The organism is Micromonospora phytophila, assembly GCF_023656545.1.
GTDB lineage: Bacteria > Actinomycetota > Actinomycetes > Mycobacteriales > Micromonosporaceae > Micromonospora > Micromonospora phytophila.
The window spans coordinates 1-26,759 of sequence record NZ_JAMOKF010000006.1 but is presented as its reverse complement, the minus strand read 5'-3'; the positions used below and the strand labels follow the sequence as shown (position 1 = coordinate 26,759).

The 26,759-nt window shown below is 70.7% G+C and carries 22 protein-coding genes and 2 pseudogenes; 16 read left to right on the top strand and 8 right to left on the bottom strand.

Going from position 1 to position 26,759, the window contains the following annotated elements; all coding sequences use genetic code 11:
* Positions 1–366: 366 nt before the first annotated feature.
* From NCC78_RS02105 to NCC78_RS02085, 5 genes are all read left to right on the top strand, one after another.
* Positions 367–591 carry a hypothetical protein gene (locus NCC78_RS02105; protein ID WP_250791347.1) on the top strand — a complete coding sequence of 75 codons (225 nt, stop codon included), beginning with the start codon at positions 367–369 and terminating at the stop codon, positions 589–591.
* 213 nt (positions 592–804) lie between these two features.
* Positions 805–1,680: a flavodoxin gene (locus NCC78_RS02100; RefSeq protein ID WP_250791346.1), complete on the top strand. Its 876-nt coding sequence runs from the start codon at positions 805–807 to the stop codon at positions 1,678–1,680.
* Between the two features lie 672 nt (positions 1,681–2,352).
* Positions 2,353–2,772, top strand: a complete 420-nt coding sequence (locus NCC78_RS02095) for a DUF2267 domain-containing protein (protein WP_250791345.1) — start codon at positions 2,353–2,355, stop codon at positions 2,770–2,772.
* A 125-nt stretch (positions 2,773–2,897) separates the two neighbouring features.
* Positions 2,898–3,290: a DUF2267 domain-containing protein gene (locus NCC78_RS02090; RefSeq protein WP_250791344.1), complete on the top strand. Its 393-nt coding sequence runs from the start codon at positions 2,898–2,900 to the stop codon at positions 3,288–3,290.
* 40 nt (positions 3,291–3,330) lie between these two features.
* Positions 3,331–4,242, top strand: a complete 912-nt coding sequence (locus NCC78_RS02085) for a TIGR03619 family F420-dependent LLM class oxidoreductase (RefSeq protein ID WP_250791343.1) — start codon at positions 3,331–3,333, stop codon at positions 4,240–4,242.
* Positions 4,243–4,258: 16 nt separating this feature from the next.
* Here NCC78_RS02085 and NCC78_RS02080 read toward each other — a convergent pair whose 3' ends face one another.
* Entirely contained in the window at positions 4,259–4,693 is a 435-nt protein-coding gene (locus NCC78_RS02080) for a TIGR03668 family PPOX class F420-dependent oxidoreductase (RefSeq protein WP_250791342.1), read from the bottom strand.
* 113 nt (positions 4,694–4,806) lie between these two features.
* On the opposite strand from NCC78_RS02080, the gene NCC78_RS02075 reads away from it, so the two are divergent.
* Complete coding sequence (locus NCC78_RS02075; protein ID WP_250791341.1) at positions 4,807–5,256, top strand: VOC family protein; 450 nt, start codon at positions 4,807–4,809, stop codon at positions 5,254–5,256.
* Positions 5,257–5,352: 96 nt separating this feature from the next.
* On the top strand, positions 5,353–5,703 hold the full coding sequence (locus tag NCC78_RS02070) for a PRC-barrel domain-containing protein (RefSeq protein WP_250791340.1): 351 nt from the start codon (positions 5,353–5,355) through the stop codon (positions 5,701–5,703).
* 27 nt (positions 5,704–5,730) lie between these two features.
* Here NCC78_RS02070 and NCC78_RS02065 read toward each other — a convergent pair whose 3' ends face one another.
* Positions 5,731–6,882 carry a hypothetical protein gene (locus tag NCC78_RS02065; protein ID WP_250791339.1) on the bottom strand — a complete coding sequence of 384 codons (1,152 nt, stop codon included), beginning with the start codon at positions 6,880–6,882 and terminating at the stop codon, positions 5,731–5,733.
* Between the two features lie 218 nt (positions 6,883–7,100).
* Here NCC78_RS02065 and NCC78_RS02060 point away from each other — a divergent pair, with 218 nt between their 5' ends.
* From NCC78_RS02060 to NCC78_RS02045, 4 genes are all read left to right on the top strand, one after another.
* Positions 7,101–9,059 (top strand): beta-propeller domain-containing protein, encoded by a 1,959-nt coding sequence (locus NCC78_RS02060; protein WP_250791338.1) that lies wholly within the window; start codon positions 7,101–7,103, stop codon positions 9,057–9,059.
* A 117-nt stretch (positions 9,060–9,176) separates the two neighbouring features.
* Positions 9,177–10,709 (top strand): amino acid permease, encoded by a 1,533-nt coding sequence (locus NCC78_RS02055; protein ID WP_250791337.1) that lies wholly within the window; start codon positions 9,177–9,179, stop codon positions 10,707–10,709.
* 470 nt (positions 10,710–11,179) lie between these two features.
* Complete coding sequence (locus NCC78_RS02050) at positions 11,180–11,653, top strand: VOC family protein (RefSeq protein ID WP_250791336.1); 474 nt, start codon at positions 11,180–11,182, stop codon at positions 11,651–11,653.
* Positions 11,654–12,121: 468 nt separating this feature from the next.
* Positions 12,122–13,591, top strand: coding sequence for a dihydrolipoyl dehydrogenase family protein (locus NCC78_RS02045; protein WP_250791335.1), 1,470 nt, complete (start codon positions 12,122–12,124; stop codon positions 13,589–13,591).
* 366 nt (positions 13,592–13,957) lie between these two features.
* Here the strand turns inward: NCC78_RS02045 and NCC78_RS02040 are convergent, their stop codons facing one another.
* Entirely contained in the window at positions 13,958–14,173 is a 216-nt protein-coding gene (locus NCC78_RS02040) for a hypothetical protein (protein ID WP_250791393.1), read from the bottom strand.
* Between NCC78_RS02040 and NCC78_RS02035 the strand changes: the two are divergent.
* Positions 14,136–14,369 (top strand): annotated as a pseudogene (locus tag NCC78_RS02035) (aldehyde dehydrogenase family protein); the annotation flags it as partial. The gene NCC78_RS02040 and the pseudogene NCC78_RS02035 sit on opposite strands and share 38 nt — an antisense overlap.
* 86 nt (positions 14,370–14,455) lie before the next feature.
* A complete protein-coding gene (locus NCC78_RS02030) occupies positions 14,456–14,851 on the top strand; it encodes a nitroreductase/quinone reductase family protein (RefSeq protein ID WP_250791334.1) in 396 nt (131 codons plus the stop codon).
* 17 nt (positions 14,852–14,868) lie between these two features.
* On the opposite strand, the gene NCC78_RS02025 is transcribed toward NCC78_RS02030, so the two are convergent.
* Complete coding sequence (locus tag NCC78_RS02025; protein WP_250791333.1) at positions 14,869–15,195, bottom strand: DUF4326 domain-containing protein; 327 nt, start codon at positions 15,193–15,195, stop codon at positions 14,869–14,871.
* Between the two features lie 83 nt (positions 15,196–15,278).
* Between NCC78_RS02025 and NCC78_RS02020 the strand changes: the two genes are divergently transcribed.
* Positions 15,279–16,490 (top strand): MFS transporter, encoded by a 1,212-nt coding sequence (locus NCC78_RS02020; protein WP_250791332.1) that lies wholly within the window; start codon positions 15,279–15,281, stop codon positions 16,488–16,490.
* Positions 16,491–16,713: 223 nt separating this feature from the next.
* Positions 16,714–17,060: pseudogene (locus NCC78_RS31935) on the top strand (DUF2267 domain-containing protein).
* A gap of 393 nt (positions 17,061–17,453) precedes the next feature.
* Here the strand turns inward: NCC78_RS31935 and NCC78_RS02010 are convergent.
* The gene (locus NCC78_RS02010) at positions 17,454–17,816 is read right to left on the bottom strand and encodes a YciI family protein (protein ID WP_250791330.1); all 363 of its coding nucleotides are present in this window, start codon (positions 17,814–17,816) and stop codon (positions 17,454–17,456) included.
* A 607-nt stretch (positions 17,817–18,423) separates the two neighbouring features.
* Between NCC78_RS02010 and NCC78_RS02005 the strand changes: the two genes are divergently transcribed.
* Entirely contained in the window at positions 18,424–19,044 is a 621-nt protein-coding gene (locus tag NCC78_RS02005; RefSeq protein WP_250791329.1) for a YdeI/OmpD-associated family protein, read from the top strand.
* Here the strand turns inward: NCC78_RS02005 and NCC78_RS02000 are convergent, their stop codons facing one another.
* From NCC78_RS02000 to NCC78_RS01990, 3 genes are all read right to left on the bottom strand, one after another.
* Positions 19,045–20,268 carry an MFS transporter gene (locus NCC78_RS02000; RefSeq protein ID WP_250791328.1) on the bottom strand — a complete coding sequence of 408 codons (1,224 nt, stop codon included), beginning with the start codon at positions 20,266–20,268 and terminating at the stop codon, positions 19,045–19,047.
* A 184-nt stretch (positions 20,269–20,452) separates the two neighbouring features.
* Complete coding sequence (locus NCC78_RS01995) at positions 20,453–26,053, bottom strand: non-ribosomal peptide synthetase/MFS transporter (RefSeq protein WP_250791327.1); 5,601 nt, start codon at positions 26,051–26,053, stop codon at positions 20,453–20,455.
* Positions 26,050–26,759, bottom strand: a 710-nt coding sequence (locus tag NCC78_RS01990; protein ID WP_250791326.1) for an AMP-binding enzyme, incomplete at its 5' end; no start/stop codon positions are given. The genes NCC78_RS01990 and NCC78_RS01995, both read right to left, overlap by 4 nt.

The following is a 26,759-nucleotide window of genomic DNA, read 5'->3' as shown; positions in this document are numbered from 1 at the left end:
GTCCGCGTTGCTGCTGCCCGAAGACCCCAGCGAGCTGCTGGAGGCCCACGCTGGTGACCTGGACGAGGCGTCGCGAGCGACCGCCGCGGGCCTGGACGCCAACACGCACCTGAGGGTGGGCGCCGACGGCCGGCTGCACCTGGGCAAGGACGATGCCCTGGAGGAGCCGTCGAGCCTGAAGGACCTGCGGACACCGGTGGAGGGCATGCTCCCGCGGATCGACCTGTCCGAGCAGATCCTGGAGGTGATGAGCTGGCACCCGCAGGTGGCCGACGCGTTTACGTCGGTGACCGGCGGCGCGTCGCGGTTGGCGGATCTGCACGTCTCGGTGGCGGCGCTGCTGACGGCGCACTCGCTCAACGGCTGGTGGCCTACTCTCCACTCGGGCACGGCTTCCTCACCGGGACCATCCGTAGTGCCGCTGACCTCCCGCGCCTCGATGACAGCGACTTCCGCAAGAACAACCCGCGGTTCGCCGGAAAGAACTTCGAGCGCAACCTGCGCATCGCCGACGAAGTGCAGGCCGTTGCCGACCAGACCGGTGCCACACCGGCCCCAGGTCGCTCTCGCCTGGCCGCTGGCCAGGGGTGACGACATCGTTCCCATTCCCGGCACCAAGCGCGTCCACCGTGCCTGGAGGAGAACATCGCCGCCGACGCCATCGAGCTCAGCGCCGATCAGATCGCCCTCCTGGACCGCCGAACCCGGCCGAGGGCGGCCACCACACCGAAGCCCAGATGCAGATGATCGAACGTTAGCGCCCGCCACCGCGGCAGCAGGCCGACGACCCTGGAGGCGAACGACATGCATGACCCGGCACCGGCAGTACGACGACGGTCGCTGCTGCGCTTCGCCGGTCTGGGCGCGGTCAGCGCCGTGGTCGGAAGCACCCTCGGCGGCTGCGGGGCCGAGACGCCCCGCCAGCCGACAGCAAGCGCTTCACCCCGCACCTCTGCCACACCGAGCGAGCGGCCCAGGGTGCTGTTGGCGTACTTCTCCCGTGCCGGCTGGAATTACCACTACGGAGGCCGTAAGTACCTGCCGACTGGCAACACTGAAGTGCTCGCGGGCATGATCAGCAAGCTCATCGGCTGCGACGTCCACCGCATCGAAGCAGCCGATTCATACTCCGACGACTACCACGACACCGTCGAGCGCAACGTGCGCGAACAGAACGCCAACGCCCGCCCGGCCATCGGCAACCCGCTCGCGTCGATCGACCAGTACGACACCGTTTTCCTGGCCAGCGGGATCCGGAACGTTCGCGCGCCCATGATCATGTCGACGTTCGCCGACAGCTACGACTTCACCGGCAAGACCGTCCACCCGGTCACCACCCACGCCATGAGCGGCCTGGGCACCCACCGAATGCGACTACGCGGCCTCCTGTCGCGGCGCTGTCGTCGCCGCCGGGCTCGCCGTCCGCGGCGAAGAAGTCAACGATGGCGGTCCCGCCGTCGAAGCCTGGCTTCGGCAATACGGCCTGCTCGACGCATGATCATGCGCCAGAATGGCCCGGTTGGCGCGGACGGCCCGCTCTTGGCCAGGCGGCCACCTCGAGGCATTCGCGGGTTCATTTCGGCTCGCCGGGTCTTCGAGCTGGCTGTCGGCCAGAGGTCTAGCGCAGCGCGAGTCGGGCGACCGGCCGGAATCGACCCGACTACCTCGGGCTCGGTATGACCTGAGAACCCGGCCCAAAGCGGCAATTTCAGAATAGCCGCAGGTCAGCGGCTATCTCGATCATGTGCTTGGGGTTCGACTCGCCCCTCGGACACGAACCGAATCCCAACGGTGCGCGGCAAGGTCAACACTTGCCCGCACCGTTTGTGTTTCCGGGGCGTACGACAGGTGTAGCCCGAGGCTGCGGTAGACCTCCGGCTTGTGTTCCGGCTCGGCGTCCGCAGGGCGCTCACGACGTCGCCGAGCTCTTCGACGACGGCGATGATCTGCTCCGCGCTCGCCGTCGCGTCCCGGTCCGTCGGGATGTCGAGGATGTCGCCATAGGGCGCCTTGGTGATTCGCCCGATCGGGATGAGGCAGGGTCACCCCCGGTCCCGGGAGGCTGTCGAGGTACCAGTTCGCTGCGCGACAAACCAGTTGAGGATCACCGGTGAGATCAAGGAGCGGGAACGCAGGGGGATCCTCCGTCGCCGGGCACGCAGGGTCGGCCAGTTCGAACACGTTCGTGACGCCGCCGGGCGACGTCGACCCGAACAGCGTCGACGCGAGTCTTTCCGGCGGGGTGTTTGACCGTACGCGTGGGCAAGGCGCACCGAATCGAACCGCGGCGCATTGAGGTCAGGGGCTCGTAACTGGTGGTTCGACGGCGATCGGACCGGAGAGGAGAATCAGGTGGAATACGAGGATTTCATCAACGCAGTGGCCACGCGGGCAAAGGTGTCGACCGATCAGGCGGCGACACTCACCAGCGCGACGTTGGAGACATTGGCAGATCGGATCAGCGCCGGCCAGGCTGAGGACCTTGCCTATCAGCTTCCCGAAGGCCTTGACGATCACCTGCGCAAACCGCCACCGCACAGAAGGGAGGAACATGCCAAGTCGTTCGGGCTCGAAGAGTTCGTGCGGCGGGTGGCGGACCACCCGGCCATCGACCGTGCGCTCGCCGGTGCCGGGGTCCGCGCGGTGCTCACCACGCTCCGTGAGGCTGTTTCCCGCGACGAGTTCGAGGACGCGATGGCCCAGCTTCCCAAGGAGTTCCGGCAGGTGATCGAACCGGTGGGTGCCGGTGGCAGGCAGCGTCCCGGCTCGTAGCACGAGCCGGTCGGGGCGCGCGCCGGCGCGGAACGGCGCCCGCAGGTAGACGTAGGAGAGCGAGCATCTCTCGACGCCGGTCACGGACGCCGCGACGCACCCCGACTGGTCTGGAAGGAGAACGCGTGAACTACGCCGAGTTTCTCGAAGCGGTGGGGAAGCGGGCCGAAATGCCGGCGGCGGAGGCGGCGAACGTCGTCGGCGCCACGCTGACGACATTGGCGGAACGGGTCAGCGGCGGCGAGGCGCGACACCTGGCCACGCAGCTCCCCGAGGAGTTGCGCGGGTACCTGCACAAGGAAGTGGACTTCGCCGAACAGCTCGACCTCGTGGAGTTCCTCAATGAGGTGGGGGTCCGCGCGGGAACGGATGACGACCGGAGCGCTGAGGCCGCCCGCGCCGTGTTGACGACCCTGCGCGAGGCGGTGAACGCCGAAGACCTCAAGAACCTGGAATCCGAGCTGCCGAAGGACATCCGGCGGCTGCTTCATCCCTTGGACCGCGGCGTCGGGGGCTGAACCGAGCCACTTCCTGGCCCGATCTGGGTACGGTGCGCGGGTGGAGGTTGGATTCGCCCCGCCCGTCTCCGGCTCGTGGGCGACCCCGGAGAGCATGGTCCACGTTGCCCGCCGCGCCGAGCAGCTCGGATACCACTCGCTCTGGACGTTCCAGCGGCTCCTGGTCCCCGCCGACCTCGGCTGGAGCGAGACTTACCACAGCGTCCAGGACCCGCTGACCACGCTGGCGTTCCTGGCGGCCCACACCACCCGGGTCCGGCTCGGCGTCGCGGTGCTCAACATGCCGTTCATCTCTCCGGTGCTGCTGGCCAAGCAGACCGCGACTCTCGACATCCTCGCCGACGGACGGCTCGACGTCGGACTCGGCCTCGGCTGGGCGGACGAGGAGTACCAGGCGACGGGTGCGAGCAAGCATCGGCGGGGCCGTCGAGCCGAGGAGTTCCTCGCCGTTCTCCGCGCCCTCTGGCAGGACGACGTCGCCGAGCATCGCGGCGAGTTCTACCAGATCCCCCCGATGCGTCTGGAGCCGAAGCCCGTGCAGCGGCCACACCCGCCGATTCTGCTCGGCGGCCAGGCGCCCGCCGCGCTGCGTCGGGCCGGCCGGCTCGCCGACGGCTGGGTCAGTGGCAGCCAGGCGGACCTGACGGGCATCGGCGAGGCGGTCGCGACCGTCAAGGCCGCCGCTGCGGAGGCCGGCCGGGATCCCCGCGCACTGCGATTCGTCTGCCGTGGCGCGGTCCGGGTACGCCCGACGAGCCCGCCCGAGCGCGAGCCGCTCACCGGCACGCTCGAGCAGATCCGGTCGGATCTCGGCAGGCTTGCCGAAGCCGGCATCACGGAAGTGTTCGTCGACCTCAACTTCGATCCGGAGATCGGCTCACCCCGCGCCGACGCGCAGGCGTCGCTGCGCCGGGCCGACGAGGTGCTCGACGCCCTGGCTCCGAGCCGCTGACATCCCCGACCGGCGCTCACCCGGCCGGGTCGGCTGCCGCGTCCGTCGCGGACCACGCCGACCAGCCGGTCACCGCCACCGCGATCACCGGCCCGGCTGGTGGCCGCTGGACGTACTGCGGGTACTTGTCGGCCAGCGCCGCGCGGGCCGCGGCCTCCTCCGCGCGGTCCTGCACCAGCCGGCCGTGCCCATCCAGGCGGACCCACCACAGCCGCGACCAGTCCTCGTCGTACTCGTCGATGAGCAGGCAGGCATGCCCCGTCGCCCGGATGTTCTCCAGCCGGCGTAGCCGCCGGTGGCGCTTGGGCTTCTCGTCCACCGCGTGGTAGACGACATCGTCGAGCAGCACGAAGCACACGGGCACCAGGTGGGGACGTCCATCGGCTCCGACGGTGGTCAGCCGGGCCACCCTGGCCGACCGGACCCGATGCCGGATGTCGTCGGCGGGCACGGCCCGACCGTAACAGCCGACCCCGGTCCTGGTGACTCGTTGTGGCCGAGCTGGCGGGGTGTGCCGGCGGCGCATGCGGGTACGCCCTGCCGATCGGACCCGGGGGAGGTGTGATGGCCAGCGAGGCGCCCGACTACTTCCAGCCCGAGGCTGGGCTGGTGCTCACGCACCTGCTGATCGTGCGGGATGTGGACCGTTCCCGGGAGTTCTACCAGCGGGTGCTGGGCGCGACCGTGGTGCGGGAACGCCAGCCGGCGATCCTGCGGTTGCACAACAGCTACATCGTGATCAACGACGAAGGTGGTCCGACCGACGACAAGCCGGGCGTGCAGGCACAGGCGCCGCCGGATTCGAACACGCTCAGCAGCGCGATGAACGTCCGGGTCACCGACGTTCGAGCCGTCTACGAGCAGTGGCGGTCACGGGGTGGGGAGTTCCTGACCGAGCCCAAGGATCATGGCGTCGAGATCCGGTGCTACCTGCGGGACCCGGACGGCTATCTGATCGAGCTCGGTCAGGGCACCGGGATCCTCGCCGAGATGGGTCGGGCAGCCTCCGCCTGAGCCTGACGATCGGCGCCCGCCGGCAGCCCTGGTCACGGCCAGACCAACCATCGTGATCGGGCCCCTGGTGATCAGGCGGCGGGTAGCGTGAACGTCGTGCAGGATCTCGGCGCGAAGCTGTCGTACCTCGCGCTCGCCGTCGGCACCCGGGTCTACGACGTCGACTCGGCGCCCGTCGGCGTGGTCGAGGAGGTGCTCACCGACGAACGGTGGGACATCTTCCACGGCGTCATCGTGGCGCCGCCGGGGCCGGAGCAGTCCCACCGCTTCGCCCACCGGGAGCAGATCGCCGACCTGTACGAGCGGGGCGTCGTGCTGTCGGTACCCGGTGCCGAGATGCGCGATCCGGGCGAGGACCCGCCGGCTGGAGTGGTCGAGGAAGCGGCTCACCACCCGGTGCAGGCGGACCTGCGCCGCGCATGGCAGCGGCTGAGCCGACCCCGCTGAGCCCGCCGATCTGCGTCCCGGTGTGTCCTACGGCGAGACTCGTACCTCTACGGAGCTGATGAACCACCGAAAGTCGGACGTGCTGTGAATGGCAACGTCGTTGGTGCCGCTCTTGTCGAACGAACGCGTCCCGGCGCACACGACGACGGACTGACCTGCCGGCACCGGTCCCGCGCTGAACAGCTGTGCGAAGTAGTGGGCACCCCGGGTCAACTTCTCCTGCAGGAAGCTCTCGTCATCGTCGGTCGCCTCGTCGAGGACCGACATCTCGGCATATGAGGGCTCGGACACGTTGGGATGCAGGACGTCGAGCATCAGGAAGTTCAGCTGGCCTGTGCGGGAGTTCGACCATCCCCATTCGTCCTCTGTTTCCAGGCGGTGCGTCGCCTCGACGCACTGCGCGTCGATGAGGACCTCGACCAGACCGGTGGTGGGCGGCACGAAGGCGAACGCTATCGAGCTGAACCCGTCGCCGGATGCGTAGTCGAAGTCGCCGGCGTCGCCGTTGTCCATTGTGATCGAGATGCCGACGTCGCCGACGGACGGGTTGAGCGTATGGATGCGATCAACGACGAAGTTGTCGTTGTGTACCGGGACGAAGCCGAAGTTGAACCCGAAGAACGGCGGCCGGAAGAGTTCCCACCGGTGTGGGCCGCTGTCGTCGGGCTCGTAGACTCCCCAGGGAAGCGCGTGCTCGTGGAACGGAGACAGCCCCAGCCATTTGTCGAGGTTGCTCGAGAGGTGGAACCCGGCCGTGACGTTCTCGTCCGCCGTGAAGACGTCGGCTACCGCCTCGTGGTAGTCGGTCGCGATCGCGACAATCGCCTCACGGCTGATGTCCCGACTTCGCATGAATGCGTCAGCCTTATGTTTCCTGGCTTCGTTGAGTTCGTCGTAGGGCGACCGCAACCCTTGCGGTGGCTGAAGCAGGTCGCGAAACGTCAACCGCTCCTGCTGCATGAGTTGCCGCAAGTCCGTCCAGTTGTCGTCGCCCAGCAGGCGCTGCAGCCGGTCGCCAGCATCGGCTGACAGTTTCGCGGCCTTACTGCTGCGCTTTTTGGTGATCTTCCCGAGCCGCTGCTCGCGCTCCTGCGCCGCCGCATCCGCCAACCGCTGGGCTTTGGCGGGGAAACGGCTAAAATTCCGAATTGTCTTACAGGTACTGACCACGTCAACCACCCCACCAAACCCTTGCCTACATGCTGCTTCACATCTCTGCGAGTAGCCATACGAGTTGTGCTATGTACGCAACGCAACATCTACCTTCAAATGTGATCAACCGGACTCTTTGTGAAGCGGCCGGGAACCCAGCCCGGGGCAGCCACGTCGTAGGGGGCATGACGGGTAGCAGCGCCCACGTACCCCAGCCAACGGCCGCCACCGGCGTCCCCCGAGTCATGACTCCAGCTCGCGTCATGGGGCTGGCCCTGGTCGCCGGCCTGGCGCTGGTCACCGGCTGTACGGCGGAGCCGGCCCCCGCGCCGCCACGTGACCGGGGAGTGCCCGCCGGCGGGTTGCGGCTCGTCGCGTTCGACTCCTGCCCGGAGGCGCTGCGGCAGCTGAAGACGGCTGCCAAGGCCTACGTCGGGCCCTGGGGGTTCGGGCCGATCGGGGACATGCGTAGCTTCGGCCGCGCCGAACAGGCTGAGGCGCCCGCCGCAGCGGGGCGGGCGGATGCGGCGGCCAAGGGCTACTCGGGCACCAACACCCACGAGGCCGGGGCCGATGAACCGGACCTGGTCAAGACCGACGGCAAGCGGATTGTCACCGTGAGCCACGGCAAGCTGTACGTGGTCGACCCGGCCACCCGCCGACTGACCGGAGAGCTGGAACTGGCACCGGGTGCCGATGGGTTCGGCGGGGCCGAAGACGCCCTGCTGCTGCACGGTGACCGGGCGCTGGTGCTGCGCCGCGACGGGTGGGCCGGGATGGCGAAACCGGCCGTCCCCGAGGGAGGCGCGCGCGCCGTCCCGGGAGGCGCCCCGATGCCGCACGGCATCGTCGGCCCCCAGCTGATCATGGTCGACCTGTCCGGCGAGCCGAAGATCATCGGCGAATACCGGATCGACGGCAATCTGGTGGACGCCCGCCAGGTGGGCACGACGGTCCGGGTCGTGGTCCGCTCCGCGCCCCGGCTGAACTTCCCGTACCGGCAACGGGCCACCGATGAGCAGCGCACCACCGCCAACCGCGAGATCATCGACAACGCCACCGCCGACGACTGGCTGCCCCGGTACGAGGTCACCTCCGGCGGGCGAACCAGCGCGGGACGGGTCGGCTGCGAACGGGTGAGCCGGCCGGCCGCCTACTCCGGCACGTCGCTGGTGACCGTGCTCAGCTTCGACCTCGGTGCGGCTACGCTCGGCGCTGGCGACCCGGTCACCGTGATCGCCGACGGCGACACCGTCTACAGCAACGGACCCCGGCTGTACGTCGCCAACGACCAGCGCTGGCGGGTGCTGCCGATGCTGACCGCGCGGAACATCGCACCCGATCCCAAAGACGAGACCACCGAGATCTACCAGTTCGACATCTCGGGCGCGGGTGCCCCGCGGTACGTCGCCGCCGCGTCCGTACCGGGCTGGCTCATCAACCAGTACGCCATGTCCGAGTGGGACGGGCACCTGAGAGTGGCCACCACCAGTGGCCGTACCTGGGGCGACAAGCCGAACTCGACCTCCAGCGTGTACGTCCTGCGCGCCGACGGCACGGCGCTGACCCAGGTCGGCAGAGTCACCGGACTGGGCAAGGGGGAACGGATATACGCGGTACGGTTCGTCGGCGGCACCGGGTACGTCGTCACCTTCCGGCAGACCGACCCGCTCTACACCGTCGACCTGCATGATCCGAGGGCGCCGAAGGTGAGCGGCGAACTGAAGATCAACGGGTATTCGGCGTACCTGCACCCGTCCGGCGAAGGACGGCTGCTCGGTGTCGGGCAGGAGGCGTCCGACCAGGGCCGTGTCCAGGGCACCCAGCTCTCGCTCTTCGACGTCTCCGATCCGGCCAAGCCGACCCGGATCGCCCAGCATCACGTCAAGCAGGGGCACTCCGAGGCGGAGTTCGACCCGCACGCGTTCCTCTACTGGCCGGCCGAACGCCTGGTGGTGGTCCCACTGACCGTCCACGGCAAGGGCCTGCCGAGCAACGTGGCGCTGGCTCTGCGAGTCGGTGACGGCGGGTTCACCGAGGTCGGCACGGTCGACCACACGCGGGGCACGGGGCGCCCCGAGGATCTGGCGCCGATCCGCCGGTCACTGGTGGTCGACGGAGTCCTCTGGACTGTTTCCGACGCCGGCCTTGAGGCGACCAGCCTCTCCACCATGAAGACCCTCGGCTGGCTGCGCACGGCGTGACAGGCACGCCGGTCCTGCGCAAGAAGGCGCGGCAGGCACGACGCGCCAGGTTTGTTCGTCCTGATTCGGGTCATTCGTGGGCAACATCAGGTCGGGGAGACGGTGAGGTGACTGGTTGTGAGTCTCTTGCGCAGGAAATCGGTCGAGCAGTCGATGCGCGACACGGAGCAGCCGGAGCACCGGCTTCGCAAGGACCTCTCCGGCCTGGATCTCACCGTGTTCGGCATCGGGGTCATCATCGGTACGGGCATCTTCGTGCTGACCGGGGTGGCCGCGAACCAGACTGCCGGGCCGGCGGTCGCGCTGTCCTTCGTCGCGGCCGGCATCGCCTGCGCGCTGGCGGCGCTGTGCTACGCGGAGTTCGCGTCCACCGTGCCGGTCGCCGGCAGCGCCTACACCTATTCGTACGCGGCGCTCGGCGAGCTGATCGCGTGGATCATCGGCTGGGACCTCATCCTGGAGTTCGTCCTCGCCGCTGCGGTGGTGGCCGTGGGCTGGTCGCAGTACCTCGCGGTGCTCCTGGAGACGCTCGGGGTGACGCTGCCGCCCGCCATCACCGGGGGCGAGGGCGCCGCGTTCAACCTGCCCGCCGCGTTGATCGTGTTGATCCTCACCGCGGTCCTGGTCGCCGGCATCAAGATCTCGTCGCGGCTGAACGCCGTGGTGGTCACCATCAAGGTGGCGGTGGTCCTCTTCGTGATCGTCGCCGGACTGTTCTTCGTCAAGCGCGACAACTACACGCCGTTCGTCCCGCCGGCCGAGCCCGCGTCGGGCGGTGCCGGCGCCGATGCGACCCTGCTGGAGGCCGTCTTCGGGCAGGCCCCCGCCAACTTCGGGATCAGCGGCATCTTCGCCGCGGGTGCGCTGGTGTTCTTCGCGTTCATCGGCTTCGACATCGTGGCCACCGCGGCCGAGGAGACCCGGGTGCCGCATCGCGACGTGCCGCGCGGGATCCTCGGTTCGCTGGCTGTCTGCACCACGCTCTACGTCGCCGTCTCACTGGTGGTGGTGGGCATGCAGAACTACGCCGAGCTGGACACGGAGGCACCGCTCGCTGCGGCGTTCCAGGCCGTCGGGCAGCCGTTCATCGCCAACTTGATCACCGTCGGCGCTCTCGCCGGGCTGACCACGGTGGTCATGATCCTGATGCTGGGGCAGAGCCGGGTCGCGTTCGCCATGAGTCGTGACGGGTTGCTGCCGCGCTGGTTGGCGCGGGTGCATCCGCGCTTCGGCACCCCGCACCGCATCACCGTCATCGTGGGCGTGGTGGTGGCCGTGCTCGCCGGGTTCATCCCGCTGGAGGAACTCGCCGAACTGGTCAACATCGGCACCCTGTTCGCGTTCGTCCTCGTCGCGGCGGCGGTCATTCTGTTGCGCCGTACCCGGCCGGACCTGCCTCGCGGCTTCCGCGTCCCCTGGGGGCCGGTGATTCCGGTTCTCGCGATGGTTGCCTGCGCCGTGCTGATGCTGTTCCTCACCGTCGAGACCTGGCTGCGGTTCTTCGCCTGGATGGCGGTGGGGATCGTCGTCTACTTCCTCTACGGCTATCGGCGCAGTCGCCTTGCCCACGGCGGGCAGGAAGGCCCACCGATGCCTGGCCAGCCGGACCTCGACACCGGTTTCGGCTCCTCGTCGCCCCCGCCGCGCTGACCGGCTGATCGTCCCGGCCGAGGACTCCCGGCGCGTACGCCGTCGGTCAAGGTTTCCCTCGCGAGCGGCTTGAGGTCCGAGGCCATCGCCGTGCAGTCCATGGCGATCATGTCAGCGAGGCTGCCGATGTTATGTCTCCGTGAGCACCGAGCTTCTGCCGGGTGCTGAACTGCGTCGCACGAAGACCGGACGAGGCCAGCGCCTTGTCTCGGGTCGCGCCGAGGGGCCGCCTTGCGCAGCGCCAGGTTGTTGCACGGGTCGATGACTCTCGTCACCGCAGTACTCATCGTGGCCCTCCAAGCTTCCCCAACCCGGAGTAGGAGCAACTGCTCCCATGCGTGAAGGGGGCTCAGTCCGGACCGCCTGACGATTCGCCAATAGGTGTACATCTAGGACGATATGCTTCACTCCGCGACCGCAGAGGTGCCCTGACGGTCCGCTATGCGACCGAGGCGATGGAAGGACATCCCGTGGATCTGAAGCTCGAACTCATCATGCTGCCGGTATCCGACGTCGATCGGGCCAAGGCTTTCTACGAGGCGGCGGGATTCCGCCTGGATGTCGACAAGGCCGTCAGCGAGGAGTGGCGGGCGGTGCACTTCACGCCGCCCGGTTCCGAGGGCTCGATCATGTTCGGCACTGGGATCACTTCCGCCGCACCCGGCTCGGCCCAGGGCCTGTACCTCGTCGTCTCGGACATCGAGGAGGCCCGCGCGGAGCTCGTGGGTCGCGGCATCGAGGTGAGCGAGGTGTTCCACGATGCCGGCGGACTGATATACCACGGCCACGACGGCGGAGACATCGTCCACCGCGCCGCCGGCCAGGCGCGGATCGCCGGCCCGCAACCCGCCCGTGCCGACTACGGCTCCTTCGCCACCTTCAGCGACCCGGACGGCAACGGCTGGGTACTCCAGGAGGTCAAGAAGCGGGCCCCCGGTCGCTGACACCACCTCAGTCGCCGAGGGCACGACGGGACGGGACCAGCCTACGTGGCGGCCGGCCCGCTCCGCCCTCGATGCGCATTGGATCTCGTCGGCCGCGTCGCCGCGCAGCTCCCCGATGAAGGACCAGTGCGTCGCAGGGCAGGGCCAGGCACCGAGAGGCGGCTGCCGCCGGGGCGCCCTCCGCGGCCTGAGCGTGACCACAGCCATACGCCGTACGGTGGCGCGGCTGGGCCGACCGGGGACCAGGGCACAACGGCGTTCAGCCGAGATCCAGGCCAGGCTCACGGCCCTCCTCGGCGACCCGAGGCGCGGCCTCGGGCACCATCGCCGGCATGCAGCGGCATCAGCGGGCGCTTCGGCGGCGAGCCGGCGTACCGCAGGCACGACCAGGGCGCCTCGGCCCGGCAGCCCCGCTTCTGCGGAAGCCGCAAGCTTGACAGAGTTTCAGACGCAGTGATGGAGGTGGCAGTGACGAACGAGGCACCGCGCACCTACGACGTGGTCGTCATCGGCGCTGGCCCGGTCGGCGAGAACGTGGCCGACCGGGCCAGCGCCGCCGGGCTCAGCAGCGTGATCGTGGAGCGCGAACTGCTCGGCGGCGAGTGCTCGTACTGGGCCTGCGAGCCCAGCAAGGCGCTGCTGCGGCCGGTGCTGGCACGCGCCGACGCCCGCCGCGTCCCCGGGCTGCGCCGGGCGGTGGTCGGGCCGCTGGACGTCGAGGCGGTCCTCGCGCATCGTGACAAGATGTCCGCGTACTGGAACGACGAGGCCCAGGTCGACTGGCTGGACGCGGTTTCCGTCGACCTGATACGCGGCCACGGCCGGCTCGTCGGCCCCCGCCAGGTGGCGGTGCAGACCCCTGACGGCGACACCGTCCGGCTGACCGCACGGCACGCCGTCGCCATTTGCACCGGCACCAGCGCGGCCCTGCCCGACACACCCGGACTCGACACCGTACGCCCCTGGACCAGCCGTGAGGCCACCAGCGCAGACCACGTACCAGGCCGTCTCGCGATCGTCGGCGGCGGCGTGGTGGCCGTCGAGATGGCAACCGCCTGGCAGGCGCTCGGCGCCCAGGTGACCATGCTGGTCCGCGGCGACGCCGGACTGCTGCCGAGGATGGAGCCGTTCGCCGGCGAGCTGGTCGCGGACGGGCTTCGCGAAGCCGGCGTTGACATCCGGTTCGGGGCCTCTGTGACATACGTGGCGCGCGAGGACGGCGAGGTGCGGATGACGCTGGCCGACGGCGCAGAACTGGTCGCCGATGAGATCCTGTTCGCCACGGGCAGAGCCCCGCGGACGGCGGACCTCGGCCTGGAGACCGTTGGTCTCACCGCGGGCGACTGGCTGACCGTGGACGACACCGGGCGGGTGACCGCCGTCGCCGACGGCTGGCTCTACGCCGCCGGCGATGTCAACCACCGGGCACTGCTGACTCATCAGGGGAAGTACCAGGCCCGGATCGTCGGTGCCGCCATCGGCGCCCGCGCCAAGAGAGAGCCGGTCGACGACGCCAGGTGGGGCGTGCACGCCACGACCGCCGACGGCGCGGCTGTGCCGCAGGTCGTCTTCACCGATCCGGAGGTCGCGTCCGTCGGCCTGACCACGCGCGAGGCGGAGCGGGCCGGACGCCGGATCGAGGTGGTCGACTACGACATCGCACGTGTCGCGGGCGCGCACCAGTACGCCGAGGGCTATCGCGGCCAGGCCCGCATGCTGGTCGATGTGGACCGCGGCACGGTAGCGGGAGTCACCTTCGTCGGGCCCGGCGTCGGGGAACTGCTGCACTCGGCCACCGTCACGGTCGCATGCGAAGTGCCGGTGGAACGGCTCTGGCATGCCGTGCCCGCGTTCCCGACGATCAGTGAGGTCTGGCTGAGGCTGCTGGAGACCTTCCGGGGCCGGCAGCAGGATCAAATGCTGCCCCCGGAAGCCTGAGTTGTTGCCGGCTCTGTTCGACCGCGAGCATGTGTTGGATGTCGACTTGGTGGCGCCACTGTGACCAGCGCAGACGGTGAGCGAGGTCGCGGATCGGCTGGATGATGAAGGTGTTGATCAGACGGCGGACTTCGTTGACGGTCAGCTTGATCAATTTGGTGTCGGTGGGATCGTCGGCTCCGTCGGTGGCGGCGTCAGCGGCGCAGATCGCCAGGACGGCGAGGGCGGCCAGGGCGAGGGTGGCGTGGCGGTGCCAGGAGTCCCAGCGGCGGACCTGGGATGTTCGAATCACCCGCCTGCCACTGGCCAGCCGATCAGCCGCCCCACGATGTCCCGCAGTGCCCGGCTGTGACTGCCGCCGCGTCATCACCCGGCGCCAACCGCACAGCCTCCAAACGGCGCGGCCCACGAACCAGGGCCCGACTCCAACGCCACGACCCGCTCGTCCTCGCGCAGCAGGTGCAGCAGGCCGCGCAGTCGCACGTCATCCAAGCGGTGGTAGAGCTGCGTGCCGGGGGAGCGCAGCGCGGCACCGGCGACGTGCGCCGCGCGGCGGTACCAGAATGAAATCGAGGTCGGCATGGTCGGCGTCAACGTGGCGATCCCGGTTCCGGTCTCGTACTACTCGTTCGGGGGGTGGAAGGACTCACTGTTCGGTGACTCGCACGCGTACGGGCCGCACGGTGTGCACTTCTTCACCAGGGCCAAGGTGGTCACCAGCAGGTGGCTCGATCCGTCCCACGGCGGCGTGAACCTCGGCTTCCCACAGAACAGCTGAGCAACCGGTCGGCCGGTAGCAAGACCAAATGCAGCGATCGACGTGTCGGCCGACGCTTCGATCGCCCTGCGGGGAACATGGTGGCCATGGTGTTACCCAAGCGGTTGGCGCGGTTCAACCGGGTCGTCACCAACCGGGTGACCGGTCCGCTGGCCGCTCGGCTGCCCGGCTTCGGCGTCATCATCCATCGCGGCCGCCGCTCCGGTCGCGAGTACCGCACGCCGATCAACATCTTCCGGACGTCCGACGGTTACGTCGCCGCCCTGACCTACGGGGTGGGCGACTGGGCGAGGAACGTGCTGGCCGCCGGCGGCTGTGAGCTGGAGATCCGCGGCCGGCGCGTGCCCCTCACCGGTCCCCGCCTCGTGCACGACCCCACCCGCCGCGACATGCCGCCGGTGGTCCGCCAACTCGTCGGCATGATCGGCGTGACGGAGTTCCTCCATCTCCGCACCGTGCCCCGTGCGGACCACGTCGACTAAACAGCTCCGCCGGACTCCTACCGGAGGCTCGACGCCGGCGGCGAGTCGGCGAGTTCTGCGATCACCTCGGCGTGACAGCGCTCCGGCACACACCAGCAGCCGAGCCTGCGCCCGCGCAGTCCCGGGAGGAGGGCGAGCAGTTCGGGGCTGTCGAGCAGGTATGCGCGGTACTTCTCGACGACCTCGTCCCGGGTACCGTCCGGGCCGGGGCGGTACGGGCTGGACAACGGGGAGCGAGGGAGTTGCCAGCCGCCGCGATACATGGCGCGCCCGACGTAGACCACGTCGGCGTACGCCGGGTCGTCGCGGTGGCCCTTCAGGTTGACGACTGTGGTTGCCTGCATGGCTCGGCTCCTCGGTTCTCCCCGGCAAACGGTAGTCGGGCGATCCACACCCGGGCAGCTTGCCGGTAGTCCAGACTGCACGGGTGAGAGTCACCGCGCTCACCACCAGGTGGACGCCGTGGCGGTTCGTGACCGCCTTCGGTGTTGTCAGCCTGCTGTCGGACGTGGTGTACGAGGGCGCCCGGTCGGTCATCGGCCCCTACCTGGCCACCTTCGGCGCATCCGCGACCGTCGTCGGGCTGGTCACCGGCGCCGGCGAGGCGACCGCCCTGGCCGGGCGGCTGGCCACCGGACCCCTCGCGGACCGGACCCGCGCCTACTGGCCGCTCGTCCTGGTCGGCTACGCCGTGACCATGATCGCCGTGCCCGCTCTCGGGCTGACCACCGCGCTGTGGCTGGCCGCGGCCCTGTTCGTCGCGGAGCGCGCCGGCAAGGCGATCCGCGGCCCGGCCAGGGACGTCATGCTCTCGCACGCCGCTGCGGCAGTCGGCCGCGGCAAGGGCTTCGCCGTCCATGAGGCGCTCGACCAGGCCGGCGGCGTCGCCGGGCCGTTGCTGGTCGCCGCCGTACTGGCCGCCACCGCCCACAACTACCGGCCCGCGTTCCTCGCCCTGGCCGTACCCGCCGTGGCGGCGATGCTCGTGCTGCTGTGGCTACGCGCCGGGGTTCCCGACCCGCGTCGCTTCGAACCGGGCCCTCGACCCGGCGCCGCGCCCGCCCCGCCGGGCGGCCGGCTGCCCCGCGTGTTCTGGACCTATCTGGCGTTCACGGTGCTGACCACGGCCGGCTTCGCCACCTTCGGAGTGCTCAGCTTCCACCTCGCCACCCGCCACGTCGTACCGGTGGCGGTGGTCCCCGTCGTGTACGCCGCCGCGATGGGTGTCGACGCGCTCGCCGCGCTGGCCACCGGGTGGTTGTACGACCGGGCCGGCGTCCGGGTACTGGCCGCCGTACCCGTGCTGGCCGCCCTGATCCCGTTGGCAGCGTTCACCACGACCCCGGTGACCGCAGTCGCCGGGATCCTGGCCTGGGGCGCGGTGCTCGGCATCCAGGAATCCACTATGCGTGCGACCATCGCCGACATCGTCCCCGCCGCGCGGCGGGGCACCGCGTACGGCATCTTCGCCGCTGGGTTGGGCGCGGCGACCCTGGTCGGCGGGCTGCTCACCGGAGCCCTCTACGACTACTCGATCACCGCCGTGATCGTTACCGTGGCCGGCATCCAGGCCATCGCCCTAGCCATGTTCCTCACCATGGTCCGACCGGCTACGCAGGCCCGAGTTCTTCGCCGGTAACCTGCCGGATCGTCGCTCGAGAAGCCGAGGAGTTCCGGCCCGCCGTTGGCCTCAGGCAGTTACGGCCGCGTCGCGCAGCCTGCCTCCACAGGCGCCGTTTTGCCAGACAGCGCTCGGGTAAGCGGCGCTCGTCGCCTCGAAATTGGGGACGCGACGCCGGTCCGGGGAGGGAGAACCCGTGAACTACGCCGAGTTTCTCGAAGCGGTGGGGAAGCGGGCGGGAATGCCGGCGACGGAGGCAGCGAACGTCATCCGCGCCACGCTCACGACATTGACGCAACGGATCAGTGGCGGCGAGGCCGCGACCTGGCCACGCAGCTTCCCGAGGAGTTCCGAGGGTACCTGCACAAGGAAGTGGACTTCGCCGAACAGCTTGACCTCGTGGAGTTCCTCAATGAGGTACGGGCGCGCACGGGACTGGATGACCAGCGGACCGCTGACGGCGCCCGCGCGGTATTGATCACCCTGCGCGAGGCGGTGAGCGCCGAGGAACTCGAGGACCTGGAAGCCGAGCTGCCAAAGAACATCCGGCAGCTCCTTTACCCGGTTGGCCGCGGAGTCGGGGCGTGAGCCGAGCCGTCCGTCCCCTGGTCCGGCGGCAGGTCCCCCTGCGTCGCGCGATTGCCCGAGGGGGACGAGCGCGCACCGGGTGCCGTCGGTGACTATTGGGTTGGGCCGAGCCGCTGCCAGCCATGACGAAACGCCTGCGGCAAGGAGCCGCGATCGCTGTGGCGGGCGGGTCGGCGTGCGGGCGGCGGACAGAGTCGCTCGCACTTCAAAGTCATCACCAGTGGCTGCGCGCGCACAGGTTGGGGGAGCGCGGTGGTGGTCCCTGTCGGGTAGCTTCGCCGGGTGGTGGATCGAGTGGCGCCGAACTGCCCGTGCCGGCGCACCAGCGTGCCGAGGACCCGCGGCGCGAGTTCGCGCAGCAGGTCCCCGACGGACTGGTCGCTCACCACCGCTTCACGACTGGGGCGGCTGGTGGTCCATGAGGCGGCGGACCTCCATCGGGAACTCGATGTAGGCGACCGCCCGCGACGCGATCTCAATGGCCCGCTCCTCGCTCACCTCGACGATCCAGAAGCCCGCGAGAGACTCCTTCACCTCCGCGAACGGCCCGTCCGTCGGCAGCGGCGCGCCGTTGTGGAAGCGCACGGTGCTCGCCTGCGCCGGGTCGACGAGCGCGTCGCTCGCCACCAACTCGCCGTTCTCCCGCAGCTCACCGTCGATCTCCATCATGAGCTTCTGCATGCCGGCAATCCACTCCGGCGACCGGTTCGCGAGCGTCTCACCGACCCCACCGAACATCATGATCATGTACTTCATACCGCGTCCTCTCCGTCCGGCGCTCCTCATCCGGGTCGCGGCTCCTGGTCGAAGCCGCCACCCCTGTTCTGGACGCCCCCGGGGGAACTATTTTCCAACCATCGCCCCGGCGTGGTCTCGCCCCTCGGTAGCAGGCCGCGCCAGCGCATCCGCGACGGCCACCCATCCCCGAAACACCAGCCCGGCGGGTGCGAACGGTTCGCCGCGCCCAGCCGCGATCAGCGCGACGACGCTCCCTCGGCAACACCAGCAGCGCCTTGCTCCATATTCCCCCGGTCGAGGCGCGACCTCGTCCGCAACGCGCTGTCACGCCGCCGACCGGGCGGTTGAGGTGCGCGGCTGGGTCGCCGGGCGTCGCCGGCTCGTACGGCGTGTGGCCGCCACCGTGGATGGCGCTGGCGATTGTCAGAGGCCCGTGGTCGTGGTCGACGCTCGCCGCAACCGGCGCGTGCACGAGGAGTCCGACATGCCGGCCCGACGTCGAGACCGTCCTGACCATGGAGGTCCTGCCTCCGACGGTCCGCCGAGCGACCGGCGCGCCGGCCCCGGCGAGTCGGGCTGGCTCACAGGCAGAGGCTGCGGCAACGGGTAGCTATAGCCTGCCGTCATGACGAGCGCCGAGCTGGATGAGTTGATCGTCGCGGACGCCGACGCGCTGCGCGCGTGGTTGTCGGCCAACCACGCCACGTCGCCCGGTGTCTGGCTCGCCCTGACCAAGAAGGGCGGCACAGTCACGACGCTGACCTGGCAGCAGGCGGTCGACGAGGCCCTGTGTTTCGGCTGGATCGACGGGCAGGCCCGTAAACGGGATCAGGAAACCTCCTGGATCCGGTTCACCCCTCGCAGGCCCCGCAGTTCCTGGTCACAGCGCAACGTCGCCCACGTGGCCCGGCTGGAGGCGCAGGGGCGAATGCTGCCCCCGGGCCGCGTCGTGGTAGAAGCCGCGAAGGCGGACGGGCGGTGGGCGGCCGCCTACGCCCCGCCGTCGGAAGCCGAGGTGCCGGCCGACCTACTCGCCGCCATCGCTGCCGTCCCCGCCGCCCAGGCCATGTTCGACGTACTCACCAAAACCAACCGGTTCGCTCTCATCCACCGCGTCAATGCCGTCAAACGGGCGCAGACCCGTGAGCGGAAGATCGGCGAGTTCGTTGCCATGCTGGCCCGTCACGAAACGATCTACCCGCAGAAGGCCAAGCCTCCGAACTCCCCGCAATCGACATCTTCATGATCATGTGCACTCATCTGCCCCAGACGGCGAAGCGATCACGAGTGGGCCCCGACGTCCGAGCGCCCACACGGTGAGCGCGAAGCAGCACAGTGCCGCTCCCGCGATCGTGACCGCTGTCCAGCCGCCCGCGGACCAGAGCGCGGTCGCGGCGGCGGAGCCGATCGCAGCGCCGATGAAGTTGCCGGTGGCCAGCGCCGTGTTGAGCCGGCTGCGGGCCTCGTGGGAGAGGGCGAACAGCCGCGCCCGGTTGAGGAGGGCCTGCGTCTGGAGGACAACATCGATCACGATGATCACGATGATGATGAGTACGACGGACCGGCCGGCGAACGCCGCGACGACGAAGGCGCCGAGGGCCAGTACCCAGGCCGCGCCGGTGGCCGGAAGCGACCAACCACCGTCGTGCAGACGACCGCCGTGCAGGCCGGAAGGGACACCGGCGAGGCCGGCCAACCCGAACAACCCGATCACCGCTACCGGGTACCGGAACGGTGGGCCGCTCAGCAGGAACGTCAGCGCCGTCCAGAACAGCGAGAACGCGGCGAACCCGGTGGCGGCGAGGACCAGCGTCCATCGGGCCGCCCGCTCGCGCATGACCACCGCGCCGACCGAGGCGATGAGCGCCGGGTACGGCATGCGCGTCCGCGGTGCCAGCGGTGGAATCGCGCGATGAAGCAGGACCGCGAGCAGGACGGCGACGACCGCGGCGAGAGCGAAGATCGCACGCCACCCGGCGGCATCGGCGACGAACCCGCTGATCGTGCGGGAGGCCAGGATACCGGTGAGGGTCCCGGACCCGATGGTAGCGACGACCCGGCCGCGGTGGGCGTCGCCGGCAAGGTCCCCGGCGAGCGGGGTGAGGACCTGCCCGGAAACCGTTGTCACGCCGAGCACGCCCAGTGCGAGCAGGAGTACGCCGATCGACGGCGCCAGCGCGCACAGCAGCAGTGCGGCGGCCGAGGTCAGCAGCATCACCGGAACGAACCGGCGGCGGTCCAGCGTGTCGCCGAGCGGCACGAGCAGCAGCACGCCGACGGCGTACCCGACCTGCGTCGCGGTGACGAGCCAGCCGGCCGTCGCGGTCGCGGCGCGCAGGTCGCCGGCGATGAAGCCGAGTAGCGGCTGCGCCCAGTACAGGTTGCCGATGGCCACTCCCGCCGCCACCGCGAACAGGAACGTCAGCCGGCGGCTCATCTCCGACGGCGGTGCCATGCGGGGTGCTGCCACCCAGCCACGCTAAGGCGCGGGATCAAGGCGCGGCGGAAACGACGGTGTTGTCCGGCGCTGTCCCGATGCGGTTGCGAGATCATCGGCCAGCCAGGACCAGTCGTCGCCGCCCCAGGAGGCTGTGGGACGCGGCCGGTGGGCGCCGCCGCGGTGCCGATGCGGCACCGCGGCGGTCCCCCGCCGGTCAGGCCGCCACCGGCACCCGCTCCTGCTCGCGTTCGGCGGCGCGGGCCGCCAGCCGGCGCTCCCGCTCCTGCGCGCCGATCAGGTCGTCCGGCAACGAATCCGGCACCTCCAGGTCGAAGCGGCGCAGCAGCCGGATCGCGAACCCGCCGAGGGTGATCAGCACCAACGCCGCGCCGAAGCAGACGTAGGCGAAACCGATGCCGCGGCCCTCGCCGGTGCCGATCACCGCGCCCACCGACCCGGCCAACGCCCCGCCCGGGGCGAGCATCGGCTCGAACAGGGCCGTCGCGCCCGGGGCGAGCAGCGCGAACCCGATCGGCAGCGTCGACCAGGAGATGGTCTGGTTCAGGCTGAAAACCCGGCCGTGGAAGCGCTGCGGCACCTTGACCTGGACGATGGTGGCGTAGATGGACTGCGCCGTGGTCATCGCCATGGCCAGCCAGAACGCGCCGACACAGATCATCGCCAGCGAGGCGTCCAGGCCGATCAGCACGCAGCCGACCGCGGTGCCCAGGTTGCCGATGAGCACGCCGATCATCCGCCGCCGCCGGGGCCCGCCCCAGACGGACATGAGCACACCGCCGGCCACCGCGCCGAGCGCCTCGGCCAACGCCACCTGCGCCACCTGGGTGGCGGTGCCGAAGGAGAGCACCAGCGGCGTGGTGAGCACCAGCGCGGGCGCCAGGAAGATGTTGCCCAGCGCGAAGTAGCCGAGCATCAACCGGAAACCGCGGTGCTGCCAGGAGTAGCGCAGCCCGTTGGCGATGGCGACGAGCAGCCGTTCCTTCGGCCGCCAGCCGAGCAGGTCGGGGAAGCGGACCACGGCCAGGGTCAGCACCGCCACCACGTAGCTGGCCACGTCGATCAGCAGGATGCCCCTGAGCTCGATGGCGGCCAGCAGGCCGGCGGCGAAGACCGGCATCAGCAGCATGGCGAAGCCGTTGGTGAGCTGGGTGATGCCCATGGCGTGGCCGAGGTAGCGCTTCGGCACCAGCTGCGGCACCGCCGACTGGAACGCGATGCGCTGGAACGACCCGGCGACCTGGCTCAGCGCCACCAGGAGGTAGATGTTCCAGAGCTGGAGGTTGTCGGTCCAGAGCAGCGCGGCGAGGACCAGTTGGATGGCGCCGGCGCTGGAGCTGGCGATCATCATGATCTTCCGGCGGCTGATCCGGTCGGTGACCGCGCCGGCGATCGGCAGCATCAGCACGCCGCAGATCAGCGCCAGGGCCCAGAGCATCCCCAGGTCGGCCACCGAGCCGGTGCGGGTGAACAGCCAGATGGGCAGGGCGAACGCGGTCAGCGCGGAGCCGGTGGTGGAGACGAGCTGCCCGGCGGTGACCGCGACGAACCGGGCCATGGAGGGCGTGACCACCGCCTTCTCCGGCCGGTCGTCCAGGCCGATCCGCTGGTGGTCGGCGACCACCCAACCGGCGTCCTCGCCCCTGGCGGCAGGGGTGAGTTCCGCGACGTCGCCGGCCACGACCGCGGGGTGGACCCGCGTGACGATCTCGGCCAGCTCGTCGGCGCGGTACTTCAGGAAGAAGTGCCCGGCCTGGTCCAGCACCACCAGGCCGAGGGTGTCGCTGAGGAACTGCCACTCGGCGTACCGCTCGGTGTGGTAGTCGGTGACCGGGTCCTCGGAGCCGACCACCGAGATGATCGGCACGCGCAGCTTGGGCGCCCGCCGGTCGAGTAGCCCGGTGAAGTACTCCTCGGAGGCGCGGGAGTCGGCCCGCATGTTGCTGATGATCCGGTCGGCCTGCTCCGGCTCCAGCTCGTCGGTGTCCACCCCCATCGACTTGAGCCAGCTCGCGTAGTGCCGGTTGCTGCGCAGCTGCTCCAGCCGGTTGCGCATCGCGGCGAACACGCCCTTCGGGCGGGCGAACGGGAACATCGCCCCGATGTAGAGCGCCGTCAGGTTCCGCCCGGCCACCTCGACCTTGCGGGCCACCTCGGCGACGATCGCGCTGCCCACGCCGCAGTGGCCGTACAGGGCGACTGGGCCCTCGATGCGCTCCAGGATCTCCTCGGCGACCCGGCTGGTCAGCTCGTCGAAGGGCAGGCCGTCCTCGGTGAGGCCGACGTCGTGGCCGGGGATGGCCAGCGACCAGAGCGCGTACCCGGCGGGCAGCGCGTCCGCCAGCGGCTGGTAGACGATCGCGCTGCCGCCGCCGTAGGGGACGCAGACGTAGGTGAGCACCCGCTGCGCCGCCGGGATCGGCTTGGTCAGCTCGTAGAGCAGCCGGCGCGGCCCCTCCGACCCGGCGCTGCCGGCCATGAAGGCGGCCAGGTCGCGGATGGTCCGCTGCTGGAACAGGTCCATCACGCCCACCGGCCGCCCGCCGTGCCCGGCCTTGCGGATCTTCGCGACCACCTGGGTGGCGAGCATGGAATGCCCGCCGAGGTCGAAGAAGTCGTCGTCGATGCCGAGCGTGTCGACGCCGAGCACCTCCGACCAGATCCCGGCCAGCAGGCGCTCGGTGTCGTCGCGCGGCTCCACCAGCGCCACCGACGCCTCGCGGGTGACCACCGGGGCGGGCAGCGCCCGGCGGTCGAGCTTGCCGTTCGGGCTCAGGGGCAACGCGTCCAGACCGACGATCGCGCTCGGCACCATGTACTCGGGCAGCGTCTCCTTCAGCGCCGCCTTCACCTCGGCGTGCTCGGCTGCGCCCACCAGGTAGGCGGTCAGCCGCTTGTCGCCGGGGCTGTCCTCGCGGACGATCACCGCCGCCTCGGTGACCCCGGGCTGCTCGCGCAGCGCGCTCTCGATCTCGCCCAGCTCGATGCGCAGGCCGCGCAGCTTGACCTGGTGGTCGATGCGGCCGAGGAACTCGATCACCCCGGTCGGCCGGCCGGCCACGTCGCCGGTCCCGGCCGTCGGGCCGGTCGCGGTGGGCCCGGCGTCGACCGCCGGAGCGGGTACGGCCGGAGCGACCCCGGACGCGGTCGGGGCGACCACCCAGCGGGCCAGGTCGCCGGTGCGGTAGAGGCGGGCGCCCGGCTCGCCGGAGAACGGGTCGGGCACGAACTTCTCCGCCGTGAGCGCGGGCCGACGGTGGTAGCCGCGGGCCAGCCCCACCCCGCCGATGTGCAGCTCACCGGCGACCCCGACGGGGCACTCGTTGCCGGCGGCGTCCAGCACGTGCAGCCGCAGGTTGGCGATCGGCGCGCCGATCGGCACGCCGGTCAGCCCGGCCAGCAGCGCCGGATCGCACCGCCAGGAGCTGACGTCGATGGCCGCCTCGGTCGGACCGTACAGGTTGTGCAGCCCGCACCAGGGCAGTCGGGCGGTGAAGTCGACCGCGGAGGCCAGCGGCAGTTCCTCACCGGAGCAGATCACCCGGCGCAGCGCCGTGGCCGCCTCGACGCCGTCCTCGACGAGGAAGACGGTCAGCATGGACGGGACGAAGTGGGCGGTGGTGACCCGCTCGCCGACCAGCAGGTCGCGCAGGTAGCCGGCGTCCTTGTGCCCGCCGGGCTTCGCCACCACCAGCCGGGCGCCCTCGCGCAGCGGCCAGAAGAACTCCCACACCGAGACGTCGAAGCTGGCCGGGGTCTTCTGCAACACGGCGTCGTCGGCGCCCAGCCGGTAGGTCTGCTGCATCCAGTCGAGCCGGTTGACGATGCCCCGGTGGGTGTTCGGCACCCCCTTCGGGCGGCCGGTGGAGCCGGAGGTGTAGATGACGTACGCCAGGTGCTCCGGCCCGGCCGACGGCGTCGGGTCCTCGGCGGGCTGGTCGGCCCAGAGCGCCGCGTCGTCCAGCGCCAGCACCTGCGCGCCGGTGGCCGGCAGCACGTCGCGCAGGTGTTCCTGCACCAGCACCACGGGCGCGTCCGCGTCGGTGAGCATGAACGCGAGCCGGTCGGCCGGGTACTCCGGGTCCAGCGGCAGGTAGGCGCCGCCTGCCTTGAGCACGCCCAGCAGGCCGGCGACCAGCTCCACCGACCGCTCCGCGCAGACCCCGACCAGGGTCTCCGGGCCCACCCCGGCGCCGCGCAGCCGGTGCGCGATCCGGTTCGCCGCGGCGTTCAGCTCGGCGTAGGTGACACCACGGCCCTCGAAGGTGAGCGCCACGGCGTCGGGGGTACGGGCGGCCCGCTCCTCGATCGGGGCGTGCAGCGTCTGGGCGGTCGGGAAGTCGGCGGCGGTGTCGTTCCACCCGGCCAGCAGCTCCCGCTCGCCCGCCGGGAGCAGGTCCAGCGCGGAGACCGGGGTGTCCGGGGCGGCCACCACCGCCCGCAGCAGCGTGGTGAGCCGCTGCGCGATCCGCTGCACCGTGTCCCGGGTGAACAGGTCGGTGTTGAAGACCAGCTTGCCCCAGAGCCCGTCGGTCGTCTCGACGGCGTGCAGCTCGAAGTCGAAGCGGGTGGCGCGCAGCTCCATCGGCGTCCACTCGAAGGTGACCCCGGCGGCGTCCGACACCTCGGTGAACCGGCCCATCTCGTAGTTCTGCAGCACGAACATCGCCTGGAACACCGGCGAGCGGCTCACGTCGCGGGGCAGCCCCAGCTCGTGCACCACCTTGGCGAACGGCACCTCGGCGTGCTCCAGGCCGTCCAGCACGCTACGCCGGGTACGCGCGAGCAGTTCGGTGAAGGTGGGGTCACCGGCCAGCTCGGCCCGCAGCGGCAGCATGTTGATGAACATGCCGACCACGTTCTCCAGCTCCGGCGCGGAACGACCGGCCACCGACGCCCCGACGGCGAAGTCGTCCTGCCCGGTGTGCCGGGACAGCAGCACCTGGTACGCCGCGAGCAGCGTCATGAACAGCGTGCCGCCGTAGGAGCGGGTGAGCGCGTTCAGCCCGTCGGTGCCCGCCCGGTCCAGCTGGAACTCGACGAAGTCGCCGGCGTAGGTCTGGGTGGCCGGGCGGGGCAGGTCCAGCGGCAGCTCCAGCGGGGTGATCCCGGCCAGCCGCTGCTTCCAGAAGTCCAGGTGCCGGCGGGCCTGCGGCCCGTCCAGCTCCCGGGCCTCCCAGTGGGCGAAGTCGCCGTACTGGACGGGCAGGGTGGGCGGCTGACCGCCCCGGTAGAGGGTGATCAGGTCACGCAGCAGCACGTCGACCGACCAGCCGTCACCGACGATGTGGTGCTTGCCGAGGAACAGCACGTGCTCGTCGGCGGCCAGCCGGATCAGCAGGGCCCGCAGCAGCGGCCCGTTCGCCAGGTCGAACGGCTCGGCGGCGGCGGCGTCCACCAGCGCCTGCCCGGCGCTTTCGTCGGCGGCGTCCACGATGGCCAGTGGAACGGTCACCGCCTCCTCGATCACGACGGTCGGCCGGCCGTCGGCGTCGGCCGGGAACCGGGTGCGCAGCGACTCGTGCCGCCGGGTCAGCTCCGCCAGCGCCCGGCGCAGCGCCGCGACGTCAAGCGGCCCGTGCACCCGCAGCGGCACCGCGATGTGGTACGCCGCCTCGCCCGGGGCGAGCTGGTCCATGAACCAGACCCGCTCCTGGGCATACGACAGCGGCACCTCGGCGTCCGGCGGACGCGGGGTGATCCGGGCCGTGGGCGGGGCGGCCTGCCGCCTGCGCAGGCGTTGCGCGATCAGCGCCTGCCGGGCCGCGTCCCGGGCCGGATCCTTCAGGTCGGTCATGACGGGGCGTCCTTCTCCGCCGCGAGCAGCGCGGCGACCTCGGTGTCGGAGAGCTCGTCGAGTTCGGCGGCGATCCGCTGCTCGATCTGGGCGGCCAGGTCGGCCACCACCGGGGTGCTGAACAGCGCCCGCATCGGCAGGTCCACGTCCACCTCGGCGCGGATGCGGGCCATCGCCCGCATGCCGCGCAGCGAGTTGCCGCCGAGGGCGAAGAAGTCGTCCAGCGCCCCGACCTTGTCCACCTGGAGGATCTCGGCGTAGACCTCGGCGACCAGCGCCTCGGCGTCGGTGCGGGGGGCGACGAACGCGTCGGCGGCCTCGCCGGCGGCCGGGGCGGGCAGCGCCGCCGGGTCCAGCTTGCCGTTCGGGGTCAGCGGCAGCGCGTCGAGCCGGACGAACGCCGACGGCACCAGATGCGCCGGCAGCTCACGCGCCAGGTCAGCGGCGAGCGCCGACTCGTCGACGGTCCCGACCAGGTAGCCGACCAGAGTCGGCTCGCCGGAGTCGGCGCGCACCACGACCGCCGCCGCCCGCACGTCCGGGCGGGCCAGCAGCGCCGCCTCGATCTCGCCCAGCTCGACCCGCATGCCGCGGATCTTGACCTGGTTGTCGCGGCGACCCAGGTACTCCAGCGTGCCGTCGGCGCGCCACCGGGCCAGGTCGCCGGTGCGGTAGAGGCGGGCGCCCGGCTCGCCGGAGAACGGGT